Genomic DNA, 24864 nt, shown 5'->3' on the forward strand with positions numbered 1-24864 from the left:
CCCGCGCACTGGTGCCCCGACCGGCAGGTCGACACACTCCGGTAACACCCCCCGGACTAGAGTCTTCGCATGGGTGATCTGTTCGACGGCTACGGCTCCACGGTGGCGCCCCGCAAGACCCCCTCGGGGGTCCCCGCGTTCGACGAGATGTTCGGCAGTCCCGATCATCCGGGCGCCCCGGCCCCCTCACGGGAGGCGTATCGCGAGCTCTACCAGGCGCTCGCCCAGATGACGCAGGAAGAGCTGCGCGGCCGCACCGATTCGCTCGCGAGCTCGTACCTCGCGCAGGGCGTCACGTTCGACTTCGCCGGCGAGGAGCGTCCGTTCCCCCTCGACGCGGTTCCGCGGATCATCGCCTACGAGGAGTGGTCGCGCGTCGAAGCCGGCGTCAAGCAGCGCGTCAAGGCGCTCGAGGCGTTCCTCGACGACGCCTACGGCCACCAGCATTGCGTCCGCGACGGCATCCTGCCCGCGGGCCTCATCGCCTCGTCGCAGTACTTCTACCGGCAGGCCGCCGGCATCCACTCGGCGAACGGAGTGCGCATCCAGGTTTCCGGGATCGATCTGATCCGCGACGAGCACGGCGAGATGCGCGTCCTCGAAGACAACGTGCGGGTGCCGTCGGGTGTCTCCTATGTCATCTCCAACCGGCGGGTCATGGCCCAGACCCTCCCGGAGCTGTTCGTGTCGATGCGGGTGCGTCCCGTCGGCGACTACCCGAACAAGCTCCTGGCGGCGCTCCGGGCCTCGGCTCCCGGAGGCATCGAGGACCCCAACGTCGTCGTGCTCACCCCTGGCGTCTACAACTCGGCGTACTTCGAGCACACCCTCCTCGCCCGCCTCATGGGCGTGGAACTGGTCGAGGGACGCGACCTGCTGTGCGTCGGCGGCAAGGTCTTCATGCGCACGACGCGCGGACCGAAGCGGGTGGACGTGATCTACCGCCGGGTCGACGACGACTTCCTCGATCCGCTGCAGTTCCGCGCGGACTCGATGCTCGGGGCACCGGGGCTCCTCCTCGCCGCGCGCCTGGGCAACGTCACGATCGCCAACGCGGTCGGCAACGGCGTCGCCGACGACAAGCTCCTCTACACCTATGTGCCCGACCTGATCCGGTACTACCTCGCCGAGGAGCCGATCCTGAAGAACGTCGACACGTGGCGCCTGGAAGATCCGAACGCGCTCGAGGAGGTCCTCGACCGGCTGGACGAACTCGTCGTCAAGCCCGTCGACGGCTCGGGCGGCAAGGGGCTCGTGGTCGGACCCGACGCGTCGCCCGCGGAACTCGAGAGCCTCCGCAAGCGTCTCCTCGCCGACCCCCGCGGATGGATCGCGCAGCCCGTCGTGATGCTGTCGACGATCCCGACCCTGGTCGAGGACGGCATGCGCCCCCGGCACGCCGACCTCCGCCCCTTCGCGGTCAACGACGGCGACGACATCTGGGTGCTCCCCGGCGGCCTCACCCGCGTTGCCCTCCCCGAGAACCAGCTGGTGGTCAACTCCAGCCAGGGCGGCGGCTCGAAGGACACGTGGATCGTCGGCGGTTCGGCTCCCTCGCACGTCGAGTACGGGCAGGGGAACGGGGTCTCGGGACTCGTCGCCGACCAGGCGGCGGTGACCGCGGCCATCCCGATCATCTACGACGGCCAACCCGCCCCCACCCATTCGCCGCAGGATCGACCTCGATCGCGCACCGAGCAGCAGGAGCAGCAGCAACAGCAGTCGACGCAGGATGCGACGGGGGGTGACGACGCATGCTGAGTCGCATCGCCGAGTCGTTGTTCTGGATCGGGCGGTACATCGAGCGCGCCGACGGCACCGCGCGCATCCTCGACGTCCACCTGCAGCTGTTGCTCGAGGACCCGTGGATGGACGAGGACACCGCCTGCCGCTCGCTCCTGAGCGTCATGGGGTCCTCCGCACTCGCCCCCGACGCGTCCGTCCCCGTCCGTCGCGAAGACGTCCTTCAGCACCTCGCCGTGGACCGCTCCAACCCCGCGAGCATCGCCTACGCCCTCTCCGCCGCCCGCGAGAACGCGCGTCGTGCTCGCGAGATCGTGTCGACGGAACTCTGGGAGACGCTTAACACCACCAGTGCCCGGATGCCGCGGCGGCTGCACCCCGACAAGGTGCACGACTTCTTCCAGTGGGTGCGCGAGCGGACGGCGCTGGCCGTCGGCGTCGTCGATTCCTCCACCAGTCGCGACGAGGCGTGGCAGTTCTTCACCCTCGGGCGGAGCATCGAGCGCACCGACATGACCGCGCGTCTGCTCGCCACGCGGTCGCTGACCGAGGTTTCCGGGCCCTCGTGGACCACGATCCTCCGGTCCTGCGGCGCGTACGAGGCCTACCTGCGCACCTACCGGGGCATGCCGAGCGCGCGCAACGCCGCGGAGTTCCTGCTGCTGGACCGCCTGTTCCCGCGCTCGATCATCTTCTCCATCCAGCACGCGGAGCAGTGCATGAGCGCCATCGATCCCCGCGCCGATCGCGTCGGCCACTCCAACACCGTCCTCCGCGCCCTGGGGCAGATCCGCAACGACCTCGAGTACCGACCGATCTCGGAGATCCTCGGCGAGCTGCCGCAGCACATGCAGCGGGTCCAGAAGGTCACGCGCGAGGCATCCGAGGCGATCCGCTCGCGGTTCTTCCCCACGCAAGCCGAGCCCAGCTGGATCGGAGAGATCTCATGAAGAGACTGCGCATCGAGCATCAGACGGGGTTCTCCTACCCCGGCGACGTCTCGGCGTCCTACAACGAGGCGCGCATGCTGCCGAACTCGACCGACAGCCAGTTCGTGCTGAACTCCTCCCTCGACATCGAGCCGCAGGCGTCGGTCAACCAGTACGTCGACTACTTCGGCACGCGCGTGGCGTCGTTCGACGTGCTCTCGCCGCACTCGTCGCTGTCGATCACGGCGCGGTCGCTCGTCGAGGTGCGCCCCCGCCCCCTCGAGCACGCCGACGTGACCTGGCACGATCTGGCGCAGGAGGCGTCGCGCTCGATCGAGACGGTCGAGCAGATGGGGCAGACCGCGCGCACCCTCCCGCACCCCGAGGTGGCCGAGCTCGCCCGCGGCATCGCGGCGCAGCACTCGCGTCCGGGCGAGGCGGCCCACGCGATCGCCGTCGCCGTCGGCGACGCGGTGGAGTACGTCCACGGCGTGACCGAGGTCCACTCCACCGCGGGCGAGGCCTGGACGGCGCGCAAGGGCGTCTGCCAGGACATCGCGCACATCACCCTCGGCGCGCTCCGCGAGGTCGGGATCCCGGCGCGCTACGTCTCGGGCTACCTCCACCCCCGACCGGATGCCGAGGTCGGCGTCGCGGTCACAGGCGAGTCTCACGCCTGGGTCGAGTGGTTCGCGGGGGAGTGGCAGGGGTTCGATCCCACGAACAACATCGAGATCGGCGACCGCCACGTGCTCGTCGGTCGCGGTCGCGACTACAACGACGTCCCGCCGCTCCGCGGCGTCTACGCCGGCCCGTTCAAGAGCCAGCTGCACGTGAAGGTCACGATCACCCGCGAGGCCTGACCCCCGGCATCCGTCACCTCGCCCGCCTCCTGGTTGGCCGCGAGACTGCATCTTCCGGTCGAGACTGCGTGCCGCGCAGGCTGTTTCGGCGGGAGGATGCAGTCTCGGCGCCAGGGAACGGGCGGAACGGGGGTCGCATCCGGGACGACTGCCTCTGGGCGCCGGGACGGGAGGACGGCGAGCGTGGAAGCGTGTCACGCCGACCCCACTCAAGGAGAATCATGTCCCGCACCCTTCCCTCTGCCGTCCTGGCCGTCTCTGACACGGAGGCGACAGCCGCCGTCTCCCGGAGCTGGGCGGCGCTCGGCATCGTCGCCGGCTTCGCCTCGCTGGAGTCGTGCTTGTGGCTGTGAGCCAGATCATGGGCACAGCGCTGGACACCGAGTTCCTGTTCGGCACCTCGGACACGGCGATCAACCTCCCCGGCGACATCGGGCTGTACTCCCACCGGATCGCCACGCTCCCGTGGGTTTGGGTGGGAGCAGGCCTCGCGGGACTCGCGCTCGGTGCCGCCGGACGCTCGCGGGCCATCCCCGTGTGGCTCTCGATCGTCGGCTGGGTGCTGGGCGGTCTGACCGCGCTCCTGGCCCTCTCTCCGCTGCAGTACATGGCCGCCGGACCCGGGGCGCTCTGGCTGCTGGTGACCGCCTTCGGCTTCACCCTCGGAGATCGCGCGCACCGCCGCGAGTTCCTCCGCGTGTGAGGTCATCTGCATGCGAGGTCGCCTGATCGCGATACTGATCACGTGAGCGCGCTCTCCGAGGATCGCTCGACGAGTCCCGCCGTGACCGTGGGCGGCGGGCTCGTCGTCGCGCTCGCCGGCGCGATGATCACCGCTGCCGTGATCATCGGGCTCGTCGTGGAGACCTATTGGACCGTCATCACACGACTGCTCGTCACCGCGGTCGTCTACGCACGCCCCCGCAGGATTCGGTCCTGTGCGCGACGCGGGGCGGCGGCTCGATCCACACCGCGGCGTACGCCTCGCCGCTCTCGATCGATGAGGTGCTCGCGTTCTATGAGGCGGCTCTCCCCGCGGGCTTCACCGCCGAGCATGTGTCCGGTGAGAAGAACGGCACCGGGTGCGGGTCCCTCGAGGGCGACGGTCCCGGCATCGCGTTCCAGGTGCGTGAGAACGACGGCGGCTTCACGCTCGCCTTCGCCGCCGAAGGATCTTGATGGCCCCGAGGCTGCACCCTCCCGACGAGACTGCGTGCCGCGCATGCTCTTTCGACCGGAGGATGCAGTCTCGGGCGGGGGCAGGGAGGGCAGGGAGAGACGGGTCAGGACTCGGCGGCGGTGACGCGGGAGTCGAGGTCGTCGGGGTCGAGGTCGGCGCCGGCGAACGCGGCGGTCCGCGGGAGCTCGAGGTGCAGGTCGGTTCCGATGCAGACCGCGACGCGCCCGCGGTCGAGGACGTAGTCCTGGATGTGCCCGCCGCCGGTGCGATCGGCGCCCAGGAAGTGCGCGTGGTACCCGGGGACCGAGACGCCGCGTTCGAATGCGGGAGTGCGGAACCCCACCACCGTGCCCTCGGCATCGGCGAACTCCGCGATGCTCTCGTGCTCGGTGACCTCGTCGAGCCGCGGGTAGGGGTGCTGCTGCGCCGCGACCGCCCGCACGCGGACGCGGGAGAATGTCCCGTCCACGCGCACCGCGTAGAGGTAGTTCGTCGAGCCGAGCGTCGCGTCGATCCTCGCGGTGAGCTCCGCCCGCGTCGTCGGCGCGGTGACCTCGAGTTCACGATGGGCGACGAAACGGGTCACGACCGCGAACGGCGTGCGTGCGGCATCCGTCGCCTCTTCGGCGGAGCCGTCCTCGCGGAGGCGGAAGCACGTGCCGTCGAGCAGCACCATCTCACCGTCGAGCGCGTCGAAGGTGCCGAGCCCGAAGTCGCCGCGCTCGCGAAGGGAGCCGACCGTCGTGTCGCCGTCCAGGACGCCGTCGAGCAGCGCGGCGATCACGCTCGTCTGGTGGAAGGTGTGCCGCGCGGTCTCCATCCCCTGACCGTAGCCCCCGCCCTTCCCTGACCGCGAGACTGCATCCTCCGGTCGAGACTGCATGCCGCGCACGCAGTTTCGACGGGAGGATGCAGTCTCGGCGCCAAAGGGGGCGCGGCGACCGCGGGTCAGGGGGCGGCGGGCGGCGCGGCGGCGGATGTCGGGGCGTCGACGTCGTCGTCGGGGCGGCGGGCGGGGAGTGCCAGAGTCGCGACGAGGCCGACGGCGAGGAAGCCCGCGGCGGTGAAGGCGGCCCAGCGTGTACCGTCCGAGAACGCCGTCTTCGCGGCATCCGCGAGGGGAGCGGTGTCGGGAGACTCCTCGAGGCCGGCGATCGCACCCCCGGCGCTGTCCACGACCTGCGAGACGACCTGGTCGACCTGCGCCGCGGGAACGCCCTGGTCGTTCAGGGACGACGTCAGCACGCCGGCCGTGCTCGTGAAGAGCACCGTGCCGAGGATCGCGATGCCGAGCGCCGAGCCGACCTGGCGCGCGGTGGACTGCGTCCCCGAGCCCTGTCCGCTCTGTTCGACCGGCACGTCGACGAGGATGACACCCGTCAGCTGGGCGGTGGCGAGGCCCACACCGAATCCGTAGATGAACAGGGCGGGCACGAGCCAGCCCCACGCGGCATCCGGAGCGATCACGAACGCCACCCACAGGACGCCGATGATCTCGGCGATCAGCCCCGCACGCACGACCCACACCGCCGGAATCCGGCCGCTCGCCGCCCCCGCGGCGCCGCTGGCGAAGAACGATCCGACGGCGAGTGCCAGCAGGATCAACCCGGTCTGGAGGGCATCGAATCCGAGGACGAACTGCAGCCACAGCGGCAGCGAGAGGATGATGCCGAACTCGCCGAGCGAGACGACGAGGGCGGCGATGTTGCCGCTGCGGAACGTGCCGATGCGGAACAGTCCGAACGACAGCAGGTTCGACCGCCCGGCACGTTCACGCCGTAGCCCCCACGCCACGAACGCGACGGCGGCGAGGACGGCGACCGTGAGGGCGATCGGCACGGGGGAGAGCGCGAACGGCCAGGTCCATTCGCCCAGGGTGAAGTCGCCCGTGGACTCCCACCAGCCGAGCGTCCGCCCCTCGATCAGGCCGAACACCAGTGCCCCGAACGTGACGAACGACAGAAGGCCCCCGACGATGTCGATGGACTTCGCGTGCGCGTCCCGCGACTCGCTCACCGTCAGCAGGACTCCGATGATGATCAGGATGCCGAGCGGGATGTTGATGCCGAACGCCCACCGCCACGAGAACGCGGTCGTCAACCACCCTCCGAGGAGCGGGCCGACCGCCGCCATGCCGCCGATGGTCGACCCCCAGACGGCGAAGGCGATGCCGCGCTCGCGGCCGCGGAAGGTCGCGTTGATGAGCGACAGTGTGGTCGGCAGGATCATTGCGCCGCCCACGCCCTGGACGAGGCGCGCGGCGATCAGGAGGTCGCCGGTCGGCGCGAGGGCGGCGGCGACGGAGGACAGGACGAACAGCACGACGCCGATGAGCATGATGCGGCGCCTGCCGAAGCGGTCGGCGAGCGAGCCGAAGATCAGCAGCAGCGACGCGAAGACGAGGGTGTACGCCTCCTGCACCCACTGGACCTGGGTGGAGGTGATGCCGAGGTCGTCGACGATCGCGGGGATCGCAACGTTGACGATCGTGGAGTCGACGATGATGAGCGACACCGCGATGCTGATGAAGACCAGACCCGCCCAGCCGCGGCTACCCGAGCTCTGCATTTCGCTAGATTATCTAGCAATCTCTCCGCTGTCACCGTCTCCGTGCCGCGCCTTCTTATGGGTTCGCTGAGCCCCTCTCCTGGCCGCGAGACTGCATATCCCCGTCGAGACTGCGCGCGCCGCGTGCTGTCTCGACGGGAGGATGCAGTCTCGCGGTCAAGGGAAGGGTCAGGGGGAGGTGGTGACGACGGCGTTGTCGAGGGCGTCGGGGTCGACGCCGGGGCGACGGACGCGGTTGGTGAGGAGCACCCAGGCGACGTCCGCGTCGGGATGGATCCACAGCTCCGTGCCCGACCAGCCGCCGTGCCCGTAGACGTCGGTGTCGATGAGACCCGGAGCCCGTGAGCGCAGGTTCCAGGTGAAGCCCCAGTCCTGCCCGCGCTCGGCCGGGTACGGCTCGAGCCGCGGGATGCCGGTGGTCAGCGGTCTGCGCATCATCGCCGCCGTCGCGGGCGCGACGATCTCGCCGCGGTCGCGCAGGAGCGCCGAGGCGACCGCCAGGAGGTCCTCCGCCCGGCCCATCAAGCCGGCTCCCGGATGCCGGAGGGCGGCCAGGCGCGCCATGTCGACGCCCTCGGCCGCGGCATCCGGAATCGCGTGCGGGTCGCAGGACTCGTCGAGGGTGAGGCCATCGGCACCGATCGCCGTCGCCCACCGGGTGAGCTGCGCATCCCAGGACTCCGCGCTCGCGTGCCGGATCATCTCGGCGACGCCCTCGAACGCGATCGAGGAGTACCGCGAGACGGTGCCCGCGGCGAAGTCGCGGCCGGGTGCGCGAAGTCCCCCCGCGAGCCCCCGCGGGGCGTCCAGTGGCGGCTCCGGAATGCCGGCGGTGTGCGAGGCGAGGTGGCGGAGCCGCACGACGTCGTCGCGGTCGGCGCCGAAGTCCGGCACCGCTTCGCGCACCGGGGTCTCGGGCGTGAACAGGCCCCGTTCGATGCCGCGGGCCGCCGTCAGCCCCACCAGCGGCTTGGTGATCGAAAAGAGGCGGTAGTGGTCGTCGATGCGCGCGGGCCGGCCGTCCGTCGCACCGAACGCCTCGAGGGCGACGGTCCCGGCCGACGTCGCGATCCCGACCACCGCGGTCGGGAGCCGCCCGGCGTCCACGTGCCGTCGCGCCCAGTCGAACGCGGCGCCGTAGGTCGTGGTCATCGGGCGTCTCCGCGGGGTGCGTAGCGCTCGAGGGGAACGGACTCCGCCATCCGGGCACGCAGGTCTTCCAGCGTCGCGACGGGCCCGCACCACCCGTGGGCGCGCGCCTGGACGAGCACGTTGCCGAGCGCGGTCGCCTCGACGGGACCCGCGAGCACGGGGAGTCCGGTCCGGTCGGCCGTGGCCTGGCAGAGGAGACGGTTGAGCGACCCGCCGCCGACGATGTGCACGACCTCGAGGGCCCGCCCGGTGAGTTCGCCCGCGGTGCGGACGGCGTCGGCGAAGGCCGCGGCGATGCTCTCCACGATCGACCGCGTGAGCGCGGCGCGATCGCGCAGAGCGACGGCGCCGGTCTCGGCGAGCACCGCCGCGATGCGGTCCGGCATGTCGCCGGGGGCGCTCAGGCGCGGGTCGTTCGCGTCGAACAGGGCGACCTCTCCGGTGACGGCGGCGGCGGCATCCAGCAGCGACGGCAGGTCGATGGCGGCGCCGTCGTCCGCCTCCCACGCGCGGATGCTCTCGCTCAGGAGCCACAGCCCGGCGACGTTCTGGAGGAAGCGGATGCGTCCGTCCACGCCGCCCTCGTTCGTGAAGCCCGCCTCGCGCGCGGCGTCCGTCACGAGCGGCGCGTCGAGCTCGACGCCGACGAGCCCCCATGTCCCGCACGAGATGTAGGCGGCGCGCGCGGCATCCGTCATCGGAACGGCGACGACGGCCGACGCGGTGTCGTGGGACCCGACCGCGATCACGGGTGTCGTCGCGCCCAGAGCGTCGGCGAGGTCGCCCTGAACCGTGCCGATGACCGCGCCGGGATCGATCAGCGCGGGAAGGACGGATGCCGGCAGCCCGAGCAGCTCGAGCAGGTCGAGGTCCCACTCCCCGGTGTCGACCCGCACGAGCCCGGTCGTCGAGGCGTTGGTGCGCTCGGCGACCCGGCGGCCCGTGAGGAGGAACGCGACGAGATCGGGGATGAGGAGGGCCGCATCGGCACCGTCGACTCCCTCCTCCACCGCGAACTGGTAGACGGTGTTGAAGGGCAGGAACTGCAGGCCGTTCCGGCGATAAAGCTCCGCGAACGGCACGCGGGCGTGCACCCGCTCGACGCCGTCCGCCGTCCGCTCGTCGCGGTAGTGGAACGGCTCGGCGACGAGGCGGCCGCCGGAGACGAGCCCGTAGTCGACGGCCCACGAGTCGATGCCGATGCTCGCGATGCCCGGCTCCCGCCGGAACGCTTCGCGAAGGCCCTCGACGATGTGCCCGTGAAGCGCGGAGAAGTCCCAGTGCAGACTGTCGGGCCCGGCGACCGGTCCGTTGGGGAACCGCGCGACGCTCTCCAGCTCCAGGATCCCGTCACCCACGCGCCCGATCATGACGCGGCCGCTCGTCGCCCCGAGATCGACCGCGGCGACCGCGCGGGTCGCGCCGGCCGCCACCGTCGCGCCCGTCGCCGCCGTCGCGTCCGTCGCGGCTTCCGTCATCGGAGGAACGCCGCGGCGACGCCGGAGTCCACGGGGATGTGGAGGCCGGTCGTGCGGCTGAGCTCGGGGCCGGTGAGGACGTAGACCGCGTCGGCGACGTTCTCGGGAACGACCTCGCGCTTGAGGATCGTGCGGTTGGCGTAGAACTGGCCGAGGTCCTTCTCGTCGACGCCGTAGGTCGCGGCGCGGTTCGCGCCCCAGCCGGCGGCGAAGATGCCCGATCCGCGGACGACGCCGTCGGGGTTGATGCCGTTCACCCGGACGCCGTGCTCACCGAGCTCGACGGCGAGGAGACGCACCTGGTGGGCCTGATCGGCCTTCGTCGCCGAGTACGCGATGTTGTTGGGGCCGGCGAAGACGGAGTTCTTCGATGAGATGTAGATGACGTCGCCGCCCATCTTCTGCGCGATGAGGGCTTTCGCTGCGGCCTTGGCGACGAGGAACGATCCCTTGGCCATGACGTCGTGCTGCAGGTCCCAGTCCTTCTCGGTGGTCTCCAGCAGCGGCTTCGACAGCGACAGTCCGGCGTTGTTGACGACGAGGTCGATGCCGCCGAAGGCGAGGACGGTGGCGTCGATCGCGGCCTGGACGGCCTCGGGGTCGGCGACGTTCGCCGCGACGCCGATCGCGACATCCGTTCCGCCGAGTTCCGCCGCGGCGGCCTGGGCCTTGGCGAGATCGAGATCGGCGATGACGACGCACGCGCCTTCCGCCGCGAGGCGCCCGGCGATCGCCTTGCCGATTCCGGATGCCGCACCCGTGACGAACGCGATGCGGCCCTGGTGGGTCTTCGGCTTCGGCATCCGCTGGAGCTTCGCCTCCTCCAGCGCCCAGTACTCGATGCGGAACTTTTCGGCATCCGAGATGGGGGAATAGGTCGACACCGACTCGGCGCCGCGCATGACGTTGATCGCGTTGACGTAGAACTCCCCCGCGACGCGCGCGGTCTGCTTGTTGGCGCCGTAGGAGAACATCCCCACCCCGGGGACGAGCACGATCAGCGGGTCCGCGCCGCGGATGGCGGGGGACTCCGCGGTCGCGTGGGCGTCGTAGTAGGCCTGGTAGTCGGCACGGTAGGCCTCGTGCAGCTCGACCAGGCGTGCGATCGCGTCGTCGACCGACGCGTCGGCGGGCAGGTCGAGGATCAGCGGCTTGACCTTGGTGCGCAGGAAGTGGTCGGGGCAGCTCGTGCCGAGCGCGGCCAGGGCGGGTGCCCTTTCGGACGCGAGGAAGTCCAGCACCACCTCGGCGTCGGTGAAGTGCCCGACCATCGGCTTGTCCGTCGACGCAAGCCCCCGGATCGTGGGGGCGAGGGCTGCGGCCTTCGCGCGCCGCTCGGCCTCGGGGAGCGCGGCGAAGCCGGGCCGAACTCCTCCGAACGGGTCGGCCTTGCCGTGGGTGTCGAGGTATTCGGCGGCGGTGGCGATGATCCAGGAGGAGTTGCGCTCGGCCTCCTCGGACGTCTCGCCCCACGCGGTGATGCCGTGCCCGCCGAGGATGCACCCGATCGCGGCCGGTTTCGCGGCCTTGATCGCCGCGATGTCCAGGCCCAGCTGGAACCCGGGACGCCGCCACGGCACCCATACGACCTTCTCCCCGAAGATCTGCGCCGTCAGGGCCTCCCCGTCGGCGGCGGTCGCGATCGCGATGCCGGAGTCCGGATGCAGGTGGTCCACGTGGGCGGCATCCACCAGGCCGTGCATCGCGGTGTCGATGGAGGGAGCCGCACCGCCTTTGCCGTGCAGGCAGTAGTCGAACGCGGCGACCATCTCGTCCTCACGCTCCACGCCCGGGTACACATCCACCAGGGCGCGCATACGGTCCAGGCGCAGCACCGCGAGGCCCTGCTCGGTGAGGGTGCCGAGGTCGCCCCCGGAGCCCTTCACCCACAGCAGCTCCACCGGTTCGCCCGTGACGGGGTCGATCTCGGTGCCCTTGGCGGAGGTGTTGCCGCCGGCGTAGTTGGTGTTCTTCGGGTCGGAGCCGAGCCGGTTGGACCGGGCGATCAGGTCGGCGACTGCGGGATTCGTCATGGTGTCCTTCGGGTCTGCGGTCGGTTCATCGCCGTTCACTTGTCGCGTGTTGCGGGTGCGAGGGTCACGCACCCGCACCAGGCGACAAGTGAACGGGAGGGGTGGGAGGAGGGAGGGGGAGGGCGGTGAGGGCGTGGGTGATGCGGGTGAGGGAGCGCGCGAAGGCGGGCTCGTCGGGGCGGTTGAGGTGCCCGTGGGTCGTGCCGGACTCGACGACGACCTCCACGGGGCGGCCGGCGGCGCGGAGCGTGGCGGCGAACACCTCGCCCGAGACTCGCAGCTCGTCGACGTCGCCATTGATCATGAACACGGGTGGGAATCCCGCGAGGTCGGCGGCGGTGGCGAGCCCCGGCACGGCGGCGAGCGGCGCGTCGTCGACCGGGCCGCCGAGGTAGTTCTCGTACATCCCCCGGACCACGTCGGGTCCGAAACGGTCGGCGTCGGGGTCGGCGTCGAGCGCGCGGCGGAGAGCGGCATCCGGCTCCGGCTGTACGGCGAGGAGCGTCGGATACGCCAGCACGAGGAGCGCGGGCGCCGCCACGCCCGCCCCCGGCATCCGCAGCGCGGCGCCGGTGACGAGGTTCGCGCCGGCGCTCGCGCCGCCGAGCGCGAGACGCGCGGGGTCGATCCCGAGGGTCGCTGCGTGCGCGAGCGCCCAGGTCCACGCGGCGAGGACATCGTCGGATGCCGCGGGGAAGACGTCACCGCCGCGAGGCGCGACGCCCATCCCCGCCGCCCATTCCGCGGGGAGCGGCGCGAGCCGGTAATCGACCGAGACCACCGTCGTACCCGCCGCCGCGAGGGCGCGGGACACGGCATCCGCCTCGGGCATGTCGAGGTCGCCCGCGGCGAAGCCGCCGCCGTGCGCCCAGACGAGCCCCGTGCCATTCGGCGCCGTCGCGGGATACACCCGGACGAGGCCCCCGGCTGCGGTGCGCGGTTCGGTCGAGGAGGTCACGGGGTCAGGCTCCCCAGCCGGCCTGCGTGCCGCCGACGCGCTCGGCCTCGATCTTCTGCTGATAGCCGGATGCCGCATAGGCGGCCATCGGGTCGTCGGGGAGGCCGCGCGACGCGCGCCATTCCGCGAGGGCCGGCCGGACGTCGGTGTAGAACGCATCCATGAACACCGCCTGCGCGCCGAGCACGTCGTTCGCCGACTGCGCGGCCTGCAGTGCGGGCTGATCGATCAGCAGGGCACGCGCGGTCATCTCCTGCACGTTCAGCACCGAGCGGATCTGGCCGGGGATCTTCGCCTCGATGTTGTGGCACTGGTCGAGCATGAACGCGACATCGGGGTTGTTGAGGCCCCCGCCGCGGATGACCTCGACGAGGATCCGGAAGAGCTGGAAGGGGTCGGCGGCGCCCACGATGAGGTCGTCGTCTGCGTAGAAGCGCGAGTTGAAGTCGAACGAGCCGAGCTTCCCGAGGCGGAGCAGCTGCATCACGATGAACTCGATGTTCGTGCCGGGGGCGTGGTGTCCGGTGTCCAGGCACACCATGGCGCGGTCGCCGAGGGTGGCCACCTGCGCGTAGGAGGTTCCCCAGTCGGGAACGTCGGTGTGGTAGAACGACGGCTCGAAGAACTTGTACTCCAGCACCAGACGCTGGTCGCCCGTGAGGCGCTCGTAGATGGTGCGGAGCGAATCGTTCAAACGGTCCTGGCGGGCGCGCATGTCGGTCTGGCCGGGGTAGTTCGACCCCTCGGCGAGCCAGATCTTGAGGTCGCGCGATCCGGTCGCGTCCATCACGTCGATGCACTCGAGGTGGTGGTCGACGGCCTTCCGGCGGATGCGGTCGTCCTCGTGGGTGAGTGCGCCGAACTTGTAGTCCTCGTCCTGGAACGTGTTGGAGTTGATCGTCCCGAGTGCGACTCCGAGGTCTTCCGCGTGACGGCGGAGGGCGCCGAAGTCGTCGACCTTGTCCCACGGGATGTGCAGGGCGACGCTCGGCGCGAGGCCGGTCACCCGGTTCACCTCGGCCGCATCGGCGATCTTCTCGAACGGGTCGCGGGGCGTCCCCTCGGTGGTCCACACGCGGAAGCGGGTGCCGGAATTCCCGAAGGCCCAGGAGGGCAGCTCGATGCCCTGCCCGGCGAGCTGGGACTGGATGTCGGCGGACAGGATGCTCACGATGCGTCTCTTTCGTCGTCGGATGCCGATCCCCCGGTCGAGGCGGCGAGTTGGTCTGCGAGGTGGAAGATCTCCGTCAGCGGGGTGGCCGCCTGATCGGGGCGGCCGTCGAGGCCCACGAAGAAGGGGGCCATCTCGGCCTCCCACGCGGCGGCGACGGGGGAGGCGGCGAGGTAGGCCTGCGCCGCGTCGTCGTCGTCGGTCTCGTAGTAGCCGATGAGTCGCCCGCCCGGTGCGAGGAAGAGCGAGTAGTTGCGTCGGCCGGCGGCGGCGATCTCAGCGAGCATCTCGGCGCGCACCGGTGTGTGCCGAGCGATGTAGTCGTCGATCCGCGCGGGATCGATCCGCAGCTCGAAGCAGACGCGCGCGGGGGTGCGGGTCGGCGTGTTCGTCATCGAAGGCGCTCCTTGTCGGGGCGACGCGGTCCGACATTCGGCGCGGCGTCGTGAATCGTTTCAAAGATAAGGCCCGCGGCCGACGAACGCAAGCGCCCTACACTTCTGACAACGTCACCAACGGAGAGGGACCCACGTGGCCGTCGGAGTGAAGGACGTGGCAGCCGCGGCATCCGTGTCGGTGGGCACGGTCTCCAACGTGCTCAACAATCCCGAGAAGGTCGCGCCCGCCACGGTCGCACGCGTGCAGAAGGCGATCGCCGAGCTCGGCTTCGTGCGCAACGACGCGGCCCGGCAGCTGCGCGCCGGGCGCAGTCGCAGCATCGGCCTCGTGGTCCTCGACGTCGGCAACCCCTTCTTCGCCGACGTCGCGCGCGGAGCAGAGGCGCGGGCGGCCGAGGCGGGCCTCGCCGTCCTCTTCGGCAGCAGCGACGAGCGCGCCGACCGCGAGGGAGCCTACGTCGATCTCTTCCGCGAGCAGCGGGTCAACGGCGTGCTCGTGACCCCCGCCACCGCGGACCTCACCGCCCTCACGCGGCTGCAGGATGCCGGCATCCCCGTGGTGCTCGTCGACCGGGAGGCCGATGACGACGCGCTCGCCTCGGTCGCCGTCGACGACGTCGAGGGCGGGTACCTCGCCACGCGGCACCTGATCGACGCCGGACGCCGCCGCATCACCTTCGTCGGGGGACCGCTCTCGACCCGCCAGGTGCACGATCGGCTCGAGGGGGCGCGCCGGGCGGTCGCAGAACATCCGGACGTCGCCCTCGACGTGATGGAGATGCCCGCGCTCACGGTCCTGCAGGGACGTGAGGCGGGGAATCTGCTCCGCGCACGGGATGCCGCATCCCGGCCCGACGGGGTGTTCGCCGCGAACGACCTCCTGGCCGTCGGGGTGCTGCAGTCCTTCGCGCTGCTCGGCGAGATCCGCGTCCCCGAGGACATCGCCCTCATCGGCTACGACGACATCGACTTCGCCGCGGCCACCGTCGTGCCGCTCAGCTCCATCCGCCAGCCCGCCCGCGAGATCGGGGCGACCGCCGTCGACCTGCTCCTCGCCGAGATCGCGCGCGCGGGTGCGGGCGGCGAGCACGGGCCGGGCGGTGGCCCGGGTCCGGATGCCGGCGAGCGCCGCATCCGCTTCCGTCCCGAGCTGATCGTCCGCGCCTCCACGGGCGGCTGAGTGGCCGCACCGGCCGCGGACGGCCCCGCCGACCTAGGGTGGAGGGATGACCGAGTACCTCGCGATCACCGGTGGCCATGTCGTTCCCGTCAGCGGAGACCCGATCGCCGGCGGCACGGTCGTGATCGCCGATGGCGTCATCACGGCGGTCGGCGACGCCGACACCGTCGTCCCGGAGGGCGCTCGGGTCGTCGACGCGACCGGGCGCTGGGTGCTCCCCGGCTTCGTCGAGGCGCACGGGCACCTCGGCGTCCACGAGGACGGCGAGGGCTGGTCCGGCGACGACACGAACGAGATGACCGATCCGAACGGCGCGCGGTTCCGGGCGCTGGACGGCATCGACATCGAGGAGGTCGGCTTCCGCGACGCCCTTCGCGGCGGCGTGACGACCGCGGTCATCAAGCCTGGTTCCGGCAACCCGATCGGCGGGCGCACCGTCGCGATCAAGACGTGGGGTGGGCGCACGGTCGACGAGCAGCTCCTCGCGTACGACGTGTCGGTGAAGTCCGCGCTCGGCGAGAACCCCAAGCGCGTCTACGGCGACAAGAAGCAGACGCCCTCGACCCGACTCGGCGTCGCCGCCGTGCTCCGCGAGGCCTTCGTGAAGGCACGCACCTACGCCGAGAAGCGCGCCGCCGCGGCCTCCGCCGGAGAGCCGTTCGAGCGCGACCTCACGAACGAGACCCTCGCCGCCGTGCTCGACGGCGATCTGGTCTGGGACCAGCACTGCCACCGCCACGACGACATCGCCACCGCCATCCGCCTCGCGGAGGAGTTCGGCTACCGCCTCGTCGTGAACCACGGCACCGAGGGGCACAAGATCGCCGACGTGCTCGCCGAGAAGCAGATCCCCGTGATCTTCGGTCCGATGCTCACCTCGCGCTCGAAGGTCGAGTTGCGCGACCGCGCCATCGGCAACCTCGCCCTCATCGCCGAGGCCGGCGTCACCGTGGCGATCACCACGGACCACCCGGTCGTCCCGATCGACCAGCTGCGCCTGCAGGCGATCCTCGCCGTCCGCGAGGGACTGCCGCCCGAGACGGCGCTCCGCGCGCTGACGATGAACCCCGCCGCCATCCTCGGGCTCGAGGGCCGCGTCGGCGCGCTCGAGACCGGACGCGACGGCGATGTCGTGCTGTGGTCGGGTGACCCGCTGGCCCTGGACTCCCGCGTCGAGCAGGTCTTCATCGGCGGCCGTCCTATGGTCGAGCCCGCGGACGACCAGGGGCTGCCCCGCATCGTCGAGCGGTGGGAGCGCTTCGGCCGCTCCTCGTGGACGGCATGACCGACACCGGCGGCACTTCGCGTCCGACCCGGCGGGTGGAGCTGACGCTCCGCCGCCCCTGGTTCGCGCTGTACGCCGGCATCCGTCCGACCCTCGTCATCGGCGGTCGCGGTCAGCCGACGCAGTGGGGCGTGGGCACGTGGCAGCTCCCCGACGACGAGGACGCCGCGCTCGGGGTGTTCCTCTTCTCGCGGGGGTGGCGGTTCGGCGACGCCGAGGCCGCGATCCCCGCGGGGGACCGTCGGGCGTGGGAGTACCGCGCGCCGGCGCTGCCGTTCGGCCGAGGACGCCTGCGACCGACGGGCGAAGCACCCGAGAGAGAAGAGAGACGATGACCCGCATCGCCACGACCGTCAGCCCGCTCACCCTCGGCACATCGGGGCTCGGGCGGGGAACGGTGCCCGGCAGCCCGGAAGAGGCCGAGGTGGTGGCCGACGCCGTCGCCCTGCTCCGCTCCGGACACGCGTACGTCGACACGTCGAACAACTACTCCGACGGCCGTTCGGAAGCCGTCATCGGGCTCGCGCTCCGCGAAGCGGATACAGATGCGGGTACGGATGCCGCCACCCGCGTCATCACGAAGGTCGACGTCGACCCCGTCACCGGCGCCTTCGACCGCGACCGCGTCCTGCGTTCGTTCGAAGAGAGCACCGCACGGCTCGGCGTCGATCGACTGCCGCTCCTGCACCTGCACGACCCGTATGCGGTGAGCGTCTCGGAGGCGATGGGCCCGAACGGTGCCGTGGAGGGCCTGCGCGAACTCCGCGACGCGGGAGTCGTCGACGCGATCGGCATCGCCACCTACCCGGTGGACGAGATGCGCGAGTACGTCGCCACCGGCGTCTTCGACGCGGTGCTCAGCCACAACTGCTTCACCCTGCTCGACCAGAGCGCGACCCCGCTGTTCCGCGCGGCGCAGGAGCGGGGGATGACGGTGTTCAACGCGGCCCCGTTCGCCAGCGGCATCCTGGCCAAGGGGGCGACGTCGACCTACACCTACCGTGAGCCGTCGCCGGAGATCCTTGCGCGACTCGCGCAGCTGGAGGAGCTGTGCCGAGCCCACGGGGTCGAGCTCGCCGCTGTGGCGCTGCACTTCTCCCTCCGTTCGCCCCTCGTCGATTCGACCGTGGTCGGAGTCAAGACCACATCGCGCCTCGCGGCCCTCGACCAGCTGGCCGAAGTGGAGGTTCCCGGCGAGATCTGGCCGGAGCTCGACGCGCTCCACGGAAGCTGGGCAGCATGACGCGCAACTGGGCCGGGACGTACTCCTACACCGCGCTGCGGATCGAGACGCCGGAGACCGTCGACGCGCTCCGGGCGCTCGTCGCTGCCCCAGGGCGGGTGCGGGCGCTCGGGACCCGGCACTCCTTCACCGACCTCCCGGACACCGCCGGCACCCTGGTCGACGTCACGGCCCTTCCCGCCGAGTTCGCGCTCGACGAGGCGCAGCGGACCGTGACCGTGGGTGCCGGCATCCGTTACGGCGTGCTCGCCGCGTGGCTCGACGAGCGCGGCTGGGGACTGGCGAACATGGGCTCGCTCCCGCACATCAACGTCGGCGGCGCCACCGCGACCGGGACGCACGGCTCGGGGGACGCGCAACGGAACCTCGCTGCGAACGTGCGGATGCTGCGGTACGTCGGCGCGGACGCCGAGATGCACGAGGTCCACCGCGGCGACGCCGACTTCGACGCGCTGGTCGTCGGACTCGGCGCCTACGGCATTGTCGTCGCGCTGACCCTCGACATCGTCCCGTCCTTCCGGATGCGGCAGGACGTCTATACGGGGGTGACGTGGGATGCCGCGCTCGCCGACCTGTCCGCCGTGACCGGCGCGGGGTACAGCGTCTCGGTCTTCTCACGCTGGGACGACGAGACGATCGGCGACGTCTGGATCAAGACGCGGCTCGACCGCGACGACGATCCGGTGCCCGACGCCCTTCTCGACGGACGCCAGGATGCCGCCGCCGAGCCCCTCGGAGGGCTCGCCGACGTCACCGAGCTCGGCGGTGTGCCGGGGCCGTGGATGCTGCGGCTGCCGCACTTTCGCCTCGACGGGACGCCGTCCTTCGGGGACGAGATCCAGTCGGAGTATTTCGTCGCGCGCCCCCATGCCGCCGCGGCGCTGCAGGCGCTCCGCCCGCTCGCGCCCCGCATCCAGCCGTTGCTGTTCATCACGGAGCTGCGGACGATCGCTGCCGACGACCTGTGGCTGAGCCCGGCATCCGGTCAGGATGTGATGGCGATCCACTTCACGTGGGGCAACCACCCACGCGCGGTGCGCTCGCTGCTGGTCGACATCGAAGCGGCGCTCGAGCCCTTCGCCGCGCGCCCGCACTGGGGCAAGCTGCACCTCATGGAGCGCGACGCGATCGCCCGCGCGCACCCGCGGCTGGCCGAGGCGCGTGCCGTGTTCGAGCGGCTCGACCCCGACGGCCGGTTCTCCAACGCGCACCTCGAGCGCGTCGGGGTGCGCGAGCCGCGCGCCTGACGCGACCGGCACGGCCGGGACGTCGATCGAGAACAGGCGATCCGACCGGAACAGGCCGAATCGTCGGCATCCGTCCTGTTCTCGTCGGATCGCCTGTCTCCGGCGGGCCGCGCGAGCCTCAGCGTCGGGGCGTCGCGATCGGGCTCGTGGCGGCGACCTCTTCGGAGAAGTCCTCCGGCTGCGGGCGTACCACCGACAGCGGACGCGTCTCGTCGATCGTGAGGCGGAACCGGCGCTGTTCGTGCCTGTGCAGACGTCCCGAGGCGAGCAGCCAGATCGCGCCGACGGCGAAGGCGGTGAAGCCTGCACCGGCACCGAGCAGGATCGCGGTGCGGGGACCGAACTCCGACGCGACCCAGCCGACGATCGGGGCGCCGATCGGGGTTCCGCCCATGAGGATCGCCACGTAGAGGGCGAGGACGCGGCCGCGGAGCGCCGGATCCGTCGTCGTCTGGACGTACCCGTTCGCGGTGGTGAGCATCGTGACGACGGCGAAGCCGGTGAACATGAGCGTTGCGGCATACAGCCAGTAGTTCGGCATGAACGCCGACACGGTGGCGGCGATCGCGAAGAGGAGGACGCCCGCGATGACCACACGGATGCGGGCGCGATCGCGGCGCGCGGCGAGCAGGGCGCCCGCGAGCGACCCGACGGCGAGGATCGAGCTGAGGAGGCCGTAGCCGTCGGCCTCCTGGCCGAATTCCAGCGCCATCGTCGAGGCGAAGATCGGGAAGTTCATCCCGAACGCGCCGACGAGGAACACCATGCTGAAGGCGACGACCAGGTCGGGGCGCTTCGCGACGTACCGGAAGCCGTCGGCCAGCCGCGCCCCCGACGGCGCCTTCACGCGCGGCACGAGAAGGTCGACCCGGATCAGTATGAGGGCGACGATCATCCCCACGAACGTGACCGCGTTGACGACGAACACCCAGCCGCTGCCGACGGCGACGATCATGAGGCCCGCGACGGCCGGTCCGATCATGCGCGCGCTGTTGAAGGATGCCGCGTTGAGGGCGACCGCGTTCGAGGCGTTCTCGCGGGCGACGAGGTCGGAGACGAACGCTTGCCGCGCCGGATTGTCGAACGCGGCGATGACGCCGAGCGTGAGGGCGAAGCCGTACATCAGCGGAAGCGTCATCACCCCGGCGAGGAGGAGCGCACCGATCGCGAGGCCGAGGAGGAGCAGCAGGGCCTGGGTGAGCATGAGGAGGCGCCGCCGGTCGAAACGATCGGCGACCCACCCGGTGACGCTGACGAGAAGCAGCTGCGGGGCGAATTGCAGGCCCATCGTCACGCCCATGGCGGCGGCGTCGTTGTTCGTGAGCTCCGTCAGGACCACCCAGCTGATCGCGGTGGCCTGCATCCACGCGCCGATGTTCGACACGAGCGCGCCGATGAACCAGACGCGGTAGTTGAAGACGGAGAAGGACCGGAACATCGCGCTCATCGTGCGGCCATCCGTCCCATGATCTCGGCGGCCCGGGCAAGCGTGTCGCGCTCCTCGGCGGTGAGGTCCTCGAGGGCGGATTCAACCCACGCGTCGCGGCGTCGGGCGGTCTCATCGACGACCGCGCGCCCGGCATCCGTCAGCGAGATCACGACCTTCCGGCCGTCGTTCTCGTCGGCGGACCGGCCGATGTAGCCGGCATCCTGCAGGCAGTTCACGGTGCGGTTCATCGACGGTGCTGACACGCGCTCACGGTCTGCCAGCTCACCGAGGGTGTGGTCGCCGTGGACCCAGAGGGCCGCGAGGACGCCGAACTGGCCGTCGCTCATCGAGTCGTCCGCGCGCTGCGTGCGCATGCGGCGGGCGAGGCGGAACGTCGCGATGCGGAGATCGGATGCCGGTGACGACAGCGGGGTCGTCGGATCGTCGGCGGAGGTCGTCGTGCGGGGGGAGGAGATGTCTGTGGGGCTCATGCGATTCCTTAGCATAGCTCATTAGCCCTGCTAAAGAAACCGCGCACCTAGACTCGAGCCATGCCCGACAGCGACGCCGCGTCCTCCTTCACCGATGCCCGCGGGACCCGGATCTTCTACGACGTCTATCCCGCCGACGGCACCGCCCGCGCCGTGGTGCAGATCCTGCACGGCGTCGGCGAGCACGCCGGTCGCTACCGGGCGCTCGCCGAGACGCTCGCCGCGCACGGCTACACCGTCTACGCCGACGACCACCTCGGGCATGGTCGCACGGGCATCGTGCAGCACGGGCACCCCGGCAAGCTCGGTCGGCTGGGGCCTGGAGGCATGCGCGCGGCGCGCGACGCGGTCTACGCGCTGACCGAACGCATCCGTCGCGAGCATCCCGACCTGCCGCTCATCCTCCTCGGGCACTCGTGGGGATCGTTCCTCGCGCAGATGCTCGTCGACCGGCACGCGGCATCCTTCGACGCCCTCGTCCTGTCGGGCTCGGCGCTGCGCACGCCGGGGAGCCTCAACGCCGGCGACCTCAACGCGCCGTGGAAGGGGGACGACGCGATGGGGACGGAGTGGCTGTCGTCGGACCACGCGGTCGGACGCGCCTTCCTCGACGACCCGCTGACGACCTCCGAGCCCCTGCTGAAGCTCTTCGGTCCGCTGGAGGCCGCGCGGCTGTTCGGACGTCCGGCGCGGAACCTCCCGCGCGACCTTCCGACCCTGCTCATGGTCGGGCGCGACGACACGGTGGGCGGGCCGCGGAGCGTCCACCGGCTCGCCGAGGCCTACCGCACCCGCTCGGGGTTCACTGATGTGACCACCCTCGTCTACCCCGGAGCGCGGCACGAGATCTTCAACGAGGTCATGCAGGACAAGGTCCGCGCCGACCTCGTCGCCTGGCTCGACCCCCGCTTCCCCGCCCGCGACTGAACCGTGTCACGCCCGCGCAAATAATCCCGCCCGCGGCGGAAGACCCCGGCATCCCCCCCCACCCCCGTCCCGCGTACGCGACCTCGAGCCGGCCTGGGCGGTGCGCAGCTGGGGCGTCATCCGGATCGTCGTGAGCGGCGGCAGGAAACGGATGACGTTCCCGTACGTCCCGCAGGTGACCACGATCACGCCCTCGGCGATGCAGGCCTTGGCGACGGATGCGGCGAGCGCGGCATCCGGTTCGCCCGTGTCCGCGACGACGAACTCGACGGCCACCATCGCGCACCGGCATCGCGCCTAGACGCTCAGAGGCGCCCGAGGGCGCGCATCGTCGGGGCCGTCACAACGCCGAGCTCACGCCAGAGTGCATACGCGTCGTCATACCGGTCGGTGAGCGCCGGATCCGGGTCCACCGTAGGGCCCGACCGCACGAACCGCTCGATCGACTCGGGGCCGGGAAGCACCCCTGCCCCGCAGGCGGCGAGGACCGCGGCCCCCAGCGCCGCGCCCGGGTGGTCGACTACCGTGCCCAGCGGCGCACCGAGCACACTGGCGTGGATCTGCTTCCACAGCAGCGACGTGGCCCCGCCGTCCGTGACGACCGCCCGTTCCAGCGCCAGGCCACGGTCGCGGAAGGACTCCGCGTTGTGACGGAAGGCGAACGCGACGCCCTCCAGCCCAGCCCGGTAGAGGTCCGCGCGCGTGTGCCCGAGATGGAAACCGGCGAAGACGCCGCGCAGCTCGGGATCGTTCAGCGGCGTCTTCTCGCCGAGGAAGTAGGGCAGACAGAGCACCTCACCGGCCCCGCGCCCGGCGGCCTCGGCGTCCATGGCGGCCAGGTCCTCGATACCGAGCGCGCCCTGCACCCAGCGCACGAGGCTGCCGCTGGTCGCCATGCAGCCGTTCGGCAGGTATCGCCCGGCGATCGGGTGCTCGTCGAGGAAGAACCGCTCATCCGTGACGGGCTCGGGGCTGACCACGAGGATGTCCCCCGCCCCGCCGAGCTTTATCAGCCAGTCCCCGGGCGCCGACAGTCCCGCGCCGAACGCCGAAAGGACATGGTCCGCACCGCCGGCCACCAGGGGCAGTCCGGCCGGGAGACCGAGCAGGGCACTGCCCTCGACACTCAGTTCACCGACCACGTCGCCGCCTGTCACCGGCGACGCGAGCCGTGACCCGATCTCCGGAAGGGCGCGCAGGACCGGCTCGTAGGGCAGCGCGGCCAGATCGAACAACCCGGACTCGATCGCCCAGTTGCGCTCGACGTGCACGCGCGCGCCGAGCGCGACCAGCAACCAGTCGTACGACCCCATCACCGCCGTCGTCCGCCGCCACGCGTCGGGTTCGTGCCGCGCCAGCCACCGCAACTTCGGCGCGACAGACTGCTGACTGACCGGTGACCCGGTGCGCGCGAGCGTGTCCGCGGCCCGTAGAGCACCGGCCAGCTCGGTCACCTCGAGCGCGGCGCGGGTGTCGTTCTGCAGGATCGCCGGGCGCACCGGGATGCCCGCCGCGTCGACGGCGACCACCGCCGGCACCATGCCGCTCGTCGCGATCGCCGCGATGCGGTGCGCGCCGATCCCGCGCACGACCTCCCGCACCGCGCCCGCCGCGTTCGAAAGCCACATTGCGGGATCGGCCTCGGCCCAGCCCGGATGCGGAGAGTGCAGCCGGTTGCTGCGGCTCGCCTGGGCCACGATGCCGCGGTCGGGATCGAGTACAGCCGCCTTGACGGCGGTCGTGCCGATGTCGATACCGATCGTGAATGCGGCCGTCACCCCTTGACCGCCGCGACGAAACGACGCGCGCGATCGGGATCGACGGGGTTCCAGGTTTCACCGTCGACCTTCAACGACGAACCGACGATGCAACCGTCCGCGATCGCCAGCATCTCCGCGATCGTCTCCGCCCGTGCGCCGGTGTTCAGCAGCACGGGGACCTCGTCCGGCACGGCATCGCGGACCTCGCGGAGCGTGGACACGTCGGGCCCGGCACCCGCCATCGGGCCGGAGACGAGGATGCCGTCGGCGAGGGACGACACCACGGTCGAGCGCGCTACCTGTGCGGGCGTGCGCGTTCCCAGCGGGGAGGCGAACTCGGGCGTCACGTTTATCAGCACGGCCAGGCCGTGTGCGTCGAGCCGGCGGCGCTCGCGCAGGGTGGTTGCGGCATCCGTGTTCCACAAGCCCATGTCGGACTCCCAGACGCCCGTGACGACCTCGCGCAGGAACGATGCTCCGGTCGCGACCGCGGTCGCCAGCGCGATCCGCGGGTCCCAGAGGAAGTCGACGCCGAAGGGGATCGACGTCGGGCGGCACTCCGTGACGACCCGACTCATCACTGCCGCCGATTCCGGCCCGGCGTGCAGCTGATAGGGCCGATCATTCTCGTTGCAGAACATCACGGCGTCGAAACCGGCGTCGACGAGGATGCCGACGTCCCGATGGACGTGCTCGACGAGGGCGTCGACGCCGCCCTGGGCGTCGTAGAGCGGGGCGCCGGGCAGCGCGGGGACGTGCGCCATGGCGATGAGGGGCTTGTCGACACCGGGGAACGCCGAGCGGAACAACGAGGGCATGGAAACTCCAG

24 protein-coding genes and 1 pseudogene are annotated in these 24864 nt (G+C 71.3%); 12 read left to right on the top strand and 13 right to left on the bottom strand.

The window, feature by feature from the left end:
• Window positions 1-69: 69 nt before the first annotated feature.
• From LTL01_RS02075 to LTL01_RS02095, 6 genes are all read left to right on the top strand, one after another.
• The gene (locus LTL01_RS02075) at window positions 70-1761 is read left to right on the top strand and encodes a circularly permuted type 2 ATP-grasp protein (RefSeq protein WP_053547060.1); all 1692 of its coding nucleotides are present in this window, start codon (window positions 70-72) and stop codon (window positions 1759-1761) included.
• Window positions 1755-2693: an alpha-E domain-containing protein gene (locus LTL01_RS02080; protein ID WP_053547061.1), complete on the top strand. Its 939-nt coding sequence runs from the start codon at window positions 1755-1757 to the stop codon at window positions 2691-2693. The genes LTL01_RS02075 and LTL01_RS02080 overlap by 7 nt, the downstream gene beginning before the upstream one ends.
• Window positions 2690-3535 carry a transglutaminase family protein gene (locus LTL01_RS02085; RefSeq protein WP_053547062.1) on the top strand — a complete coding sequence of 282 codons (846 nt, stop codon included), beginning with the start codon at window positions 2690-2692 and terminating at the stop codon, window positions 3533-3535. The genes LTL01_RS02080 and LTL01_RS02085 overlap by 4 nt, the downstream gene beginning before the upstream one ends.
• Window positions 3536-3756: 221 nt before the next feature.
• Entirely contained in the window at window positions 3757-3888 is a 132-nt protein-coding gene (locus LTL01_RS14585) for a hypothetical protein (protein ID WP_272877631.1), read from the top strand.
• Between the two features lie 8 nt (window positions 3889-3896).
• Entirely contained in the window at window positions 3897-4238 is a 342-nt protein-coding gene (locus tag LTL01_RS02090; protein ID WP_236967204.1) for a hypothetical protein, read from the top strand.
• A 302-nt stretch (window positions 4239-4540) separates the two neighbouring features.
• Complete coding sequence (locus LTL01_RS02095) at window positions 4541-4714, top strand: hypothetical protein (RefSeq protein ID WP_236967205.1); 174 nt, start codon at window positions 4541-4543, stop codon at window positions 4712-4714.
• 104 nt (window positions 4715-4818) lie between these two features.
• Here LTL01_RS02095 and budA read toward each other — a convergent pair whose 3' ends face one another.
• The 8 genes from budA to LTL01_RS02135 form a co-directional block, all read right to left on the bottom strand.
• Window positions 4819-5535 carry an acetolactate decarboxylase gene (gene budA / locus LTL01_RS02100; RefSeq protein ID WP_236967206.1) on the bottom strand — a complete coding sequence of 239 codons (717 nt, stop codon included), beginning with the start codon at window positions 5533-5535 and terminating at the stop codon, window positions 4819-4821.
• Window positions 5536-5663: 128 nt separating this feature from the next.
• Window positions 5664-7283 (bottom strand): MFS transporter, encoded by a 1620-nt coding sequence (locus tag LTL01_RS02105; RefSeq protein ID WP_236967207.1) that lies wholly within the window; start codon window positions 7281-7283, stop codon window positions 5664-5666.
• Between the two features lie 168 nt (window positions 7284-7451).
• Window positions 7452-8435: a serine hydrolase domain-containing protein gene (locus LTL01_RS02110; protein ID WP_236967208.1), complete on the bottom strand. Its 984-nt coding sequence runs from the start codon at window positions 8433-8435 to the stop codon at window positions 7452-7454.
• Window positions 8432-9913: a rhamnulokinase gene (locus LTL01_RS02115; protein WP_236967209.1), complete on the bottom strand. Its 1482-nt coding sequence runs from the start codon at window positions 9911-9913 to the stop codon at window positions 8432-8434. Before LTL01_RS02115 ends, LTL01_RS02110 begins: the two co-directional genes overlap by 4 nt.
• The gene (locus tag LTL01_RS02120) at window positions 9910-11946 is read right to left on the bottom strand and encodes a bifunctional aldolase/short-chain dehydrogenase (RefSeq protein ID WP_236967210.1); all 2037 of its coding nucleotides are present in this window, start codon (window positions 11944-11946) and stop codon (window positions 9910-9912) included. The genes LTL01_RS02115 and LTL01_RS02120 overlap by 4 nt, the downstream gene beginning before the upstream one ends.
• A gap of 64 nt (window positions 11947-12010) precedes the next feature.
• Window positions 12011-12904, bottom strand: coding sequence for an alpha/beta hydrolase fold domain-containing protein (locus tag LTL01_RS02125; protein WP_236967211.1), 894 nt, complete (start codon window positions 12902-12904; stop codon window positions 12011-12013).
• Between the two features lie 4 nt (window positions 12905-12908).
• Window positions 12909-14075, bottom strand: coding sequence for an L-rhamnose isomerase (gene rhaI, locus LTL01_RS02130; RefSeq protein WP_053547069.1), 1167 nt, complete (start codon window positions 14073-14075; stop codon window positions 12909-12911).
• Window positions 14072-14470 carry an L-rhamnose mutarotase gene (locus LTL01_RS02135; RefSeq protein ID WP_236967212.1) on the bottom strand — a complete coding sequence of 133 codons (399 nt, stop codon included), beginning with the start codon at window positions 14468-14470 and terminating at the stop codon, window positions 14072-14074. Before LTL01_RS02135 ends, rhaI begins: the two co-directional genes overlap by 4 nt.
• Before the next feature lie 136 nt (window positions 14471-14606).
• Here LTL01_RS02135 and LTL01_RS02140 point away from each other — a divergent pair, with 136 nt between their 5' ends.
• Genes LTL01_RS02140 through LTL01_RS02160 form a run of 5 tightly spaced genes read left to right on the top strand, consistent with a single transcriptional unit; the run spans window position 14607 to window position 19428 of the window.
• A complete protein-coding gene (locus LTL01_RS02140; protein WP_197272941.1) occupies window positions 14607-15653 on the top strand; it encodes a LacI family DNA-binding transcriptional regulator in 1047 nt (348 codons plus the stop codon).
• A 46-nt stretch (window positions 15654-15699) separates the two neighbouring features.
• A complete protein-coding gene (locus tag LTL01_RS02145; protein WP_236967213.1) occupies window positions 15700-16938 on the top strand; it encodes an amidohydrolase in 1239 nt (412 codons plus the stop codon).
• Complete coding sequence (locus LTL01_RS02150) at window positions 16902-17273, top strand: hypothetical protein (protein WP_236967214.1); 372 nt, start codon at window positions 16902-16904, stop codon at window positions 17271-17273. The genes LTL01_RS02145 and LTL01_RS02150 overlap by 37 nt, the downstream gene beginning before the upstream one ends.
• A complete protein-coding gene (locus LTL01_RS02155) occupies window positions 17270-18181 on the top strand; it encodes an aldo/keto reductase (RefSeq protein WP_236967215.1) in 912 nt (303 codons plus the stop codon). Before LTL01_RS02150 ends, LTL01_RS02155 begins: the two co-directional genes overlap by 4 nt.
• Window positions 18178-19428, top strand: a complete 1251-nt coding sequence (locus tag LTL01_RS02160) for an FAD-binding protein (protein WP_236967216.1) — start codon at window positions 18178-18180, stop codon at window positions 19426-19428. Before LTL01_RS02155 ends, LTL01_RS02160 begins: the two co-directional genes overlap by 4 nt.
• Window positions 19429-19546: 118 nt before the next feature.
• Here the strand turns inward: LTL01_RS02160 and LTL01_RS02165 are convergent, their stop codons facing one another.
• Window positions 19547-20866 (bottom strand): MFS transporter, encoded by a 1320-nt coding sequence (locus tag LTL01_RS02165; RefSeq protein WP_372461297.1) that lies wholly within the window; start codon window positions 20864-20866, stop codon window positions 19547-19549.
• Between the two features lie 5 nt (window positions 20867-20871).
• Entirely contained in the window at window positions 20872-21348 is a 477-nt protein-coding gene (locus LTL01_RS02170) for a MarR family winged helix-turn-helix transcriptional regulator (RefSeq protein WP_236967218.1), read from the bottom strand.
• A gap of 60 nt (window positions 21349-21408) precedes the next feature.
• Here LTL01_RS02170 and LTL01_RS02175 point away from each other — a divergent pair, with 60 nt between their 5' ends.
• The gene (locus tag LTL01_RS02175; protein WP_236967219.1) at window positions 21409-22275 is read left to right on the top strand and encodes an alpha/beta hydrolase; all 867 of its coding nucleotides are present in this window, start codon (window positions 21409-21411) and stop codon (window positions 22273-22275) included.
• 129 nt (window positions 22276-22404) lie between these two features.
• Here LTL01_RS02175 and LTL01_RS02180 read toward each other — a convergent pair.
• The 3 genes and pseudogenes from LTL01_RS02180 to LTL01_RS02190 all read right to left on the bottom strand — a co-directional run.
• A pseudogene (locus tag LTL01_RS02180) lies at window positions 22405-22557 on the bottom strand (4-aminobutyrate--2-oxoglutarate transaminase); the annotation flags it as partial.
• A 23-nt stretch (window positions 22558-22580) separates the two neighbouring features.
• Window positions 22581-24053, bottom strand: a complete 1473-nt coding sequence (locus LTL01_RS02185) for an FGGY family carbohydrate kinase (RefSeq protein WP_053547077.1) — start codon at window positions 24051-24053, stop codon at window positions 22581-22583.
• Window positions 24050-24853 (bottom strand): BtpA/SgcQ family protein, encoded by an 804-nt coding sequence (locus LTL01_RS02190; protein WP_236967220.1) that lies wholly within the window; start codon window positions 24851-24853, stop codon window positions 24050-24052. The genes LTL01_RS02185 and LTL01_RS02190 overlap by 4 nt, the downstream gene beginning before the upstream one ends.
• Window positions 24854-24864: the final 11 nt, after the last annotated feature.

The sequence above is a fragment of the Microbacterium aurantiacum genome, from assembly GCF_021654035.1.
Classification (GTDB): Bacteria; Actinomycetota; Actinomycetes; order Actinomycetales; family Microbacteriaceae; genus Microbacterium; species Microbacterium aurantiacum.

Coding starts and splice junctions, on each gene's coding strand:
- LTL01_RS02075 (WP_053547060.1), top strand. CDS start 70: ATGGGTGATCTGTTCGACGGCTACGGCTCCACGGTGGCGCCCCGCAAG.
- LTL01_RS02080 (WP_053547061.1), top strand. CDS start 1,755: ATGCTGAGTCGCATCGCCGAGTCGTTGTTCTGGATCGGGCGGTACATC.
- LTL01_RS02085 (WP_053547062.1), top strand. CDS start 2,690: ATGAAGAGACTGCGCATCGAGCATCAGACGGGGTTCTCCTACCCCGGC.
- LTL01_RS14585 (WP_272877631.1), top strand. CDS start 3,757: ATGTCCCGCACCCTTCCCTCTGCCGTCCTGGCCGTCTCTGACACGGAG.
- LTL01_RS02090 (WP_236967204.1), top strand. CDS start 3,897: ATGGGCACAGCGCTGGACACCGAGTTCCTGTTCGGCACCTCGGACACG.
- budA (WP_236967206.1), bottom strand. CDS start 5,535: ATGGAGACCGCGCGGCACACCTTCCACCAGACGAGCGTGATCGCCGCG.
- LTL01_RS02105 (WP_236967207.1), bottom strand. CDS start 7,283: ATGCAGAGCTCGGGTAGCCGCGGCTGGGCGGGTCTGGTCTTCATCAGC.
- LTL01_RS02110 (WP_236967208.1), bottom strand. CDS start 8,435: ATGACCACGACCTACGGCGCCGCGTTCGACTGGGCGCGACGGCACGTG.
- LTL01_RS02115 (WP_236967209.1), bottom strand. CDS start 9,913: ATGACGGAAGCCGCGACGGACGCGACGGCGGCGACGGGCGCGACGGTG.
- LTL01_RS02120 (WP_236967210.1), bottom strand. CDS start 11,946: ATGACGAATCCCGCAGTCGCCGACCTGATCGCCCGGTCCAACCGGCTC.
- LTL01_RS02135 (WP_236967212.1), bottom strand. CDS start 14,470: ATGACGAACACGCCGACCCGCACCCCCGCGCGCGTCTGCTTCGAGCTG.
- LTL01_RS02145 (WP_236967213.1), top strand. CDS start 15,700: ATGACCGAGTACCTCGCGATCACCGGTGGCCATGTCGTTCCCGTCAGC.
- LTL01_RS02155 (WP_236967215.1), top strand. CDS start 17,270: ATGACCCGCATCGCCACGACCGTCAGCCCGCTCACCCTCGGCACATCG.
- LTL01_RS02160 (WP_236967216.1), top strand. CDS start 18,178: ATGACGCGCAACTGGGCCGGGACGTACTCCTACACCGCGCTGCGGATC.
- LTL01_RS02165 (WP_372461297.1), bottom strand. CDS start 20,866: ATGTTCCGGTCCTTCTCCGTCTTCAACTACCGCGTCTGGTTCATCGGC.
- LTL01_RS02170 (WP_236967218.1), bottom strand. CDS start 21,348: ATGAGCCCCACAGACATCTCCTCCCCCCGCACGACGACCTCCGCCGAC.
- LTL01_RS02175 (WP_236967219.1), top strand. CDS start 21,409: ATGCCCGACAGCGACGCCGCGTCCTCCTTCACCGATGCCCGCGGGACC.
- LTL01_RS02190 (WP_236967220.1), bottom strand. CDS start 24,853: ATGCCCTCGTTGTTCCGCTCGGCGTTCCCCGGTGTCGACAAGCCCCTC.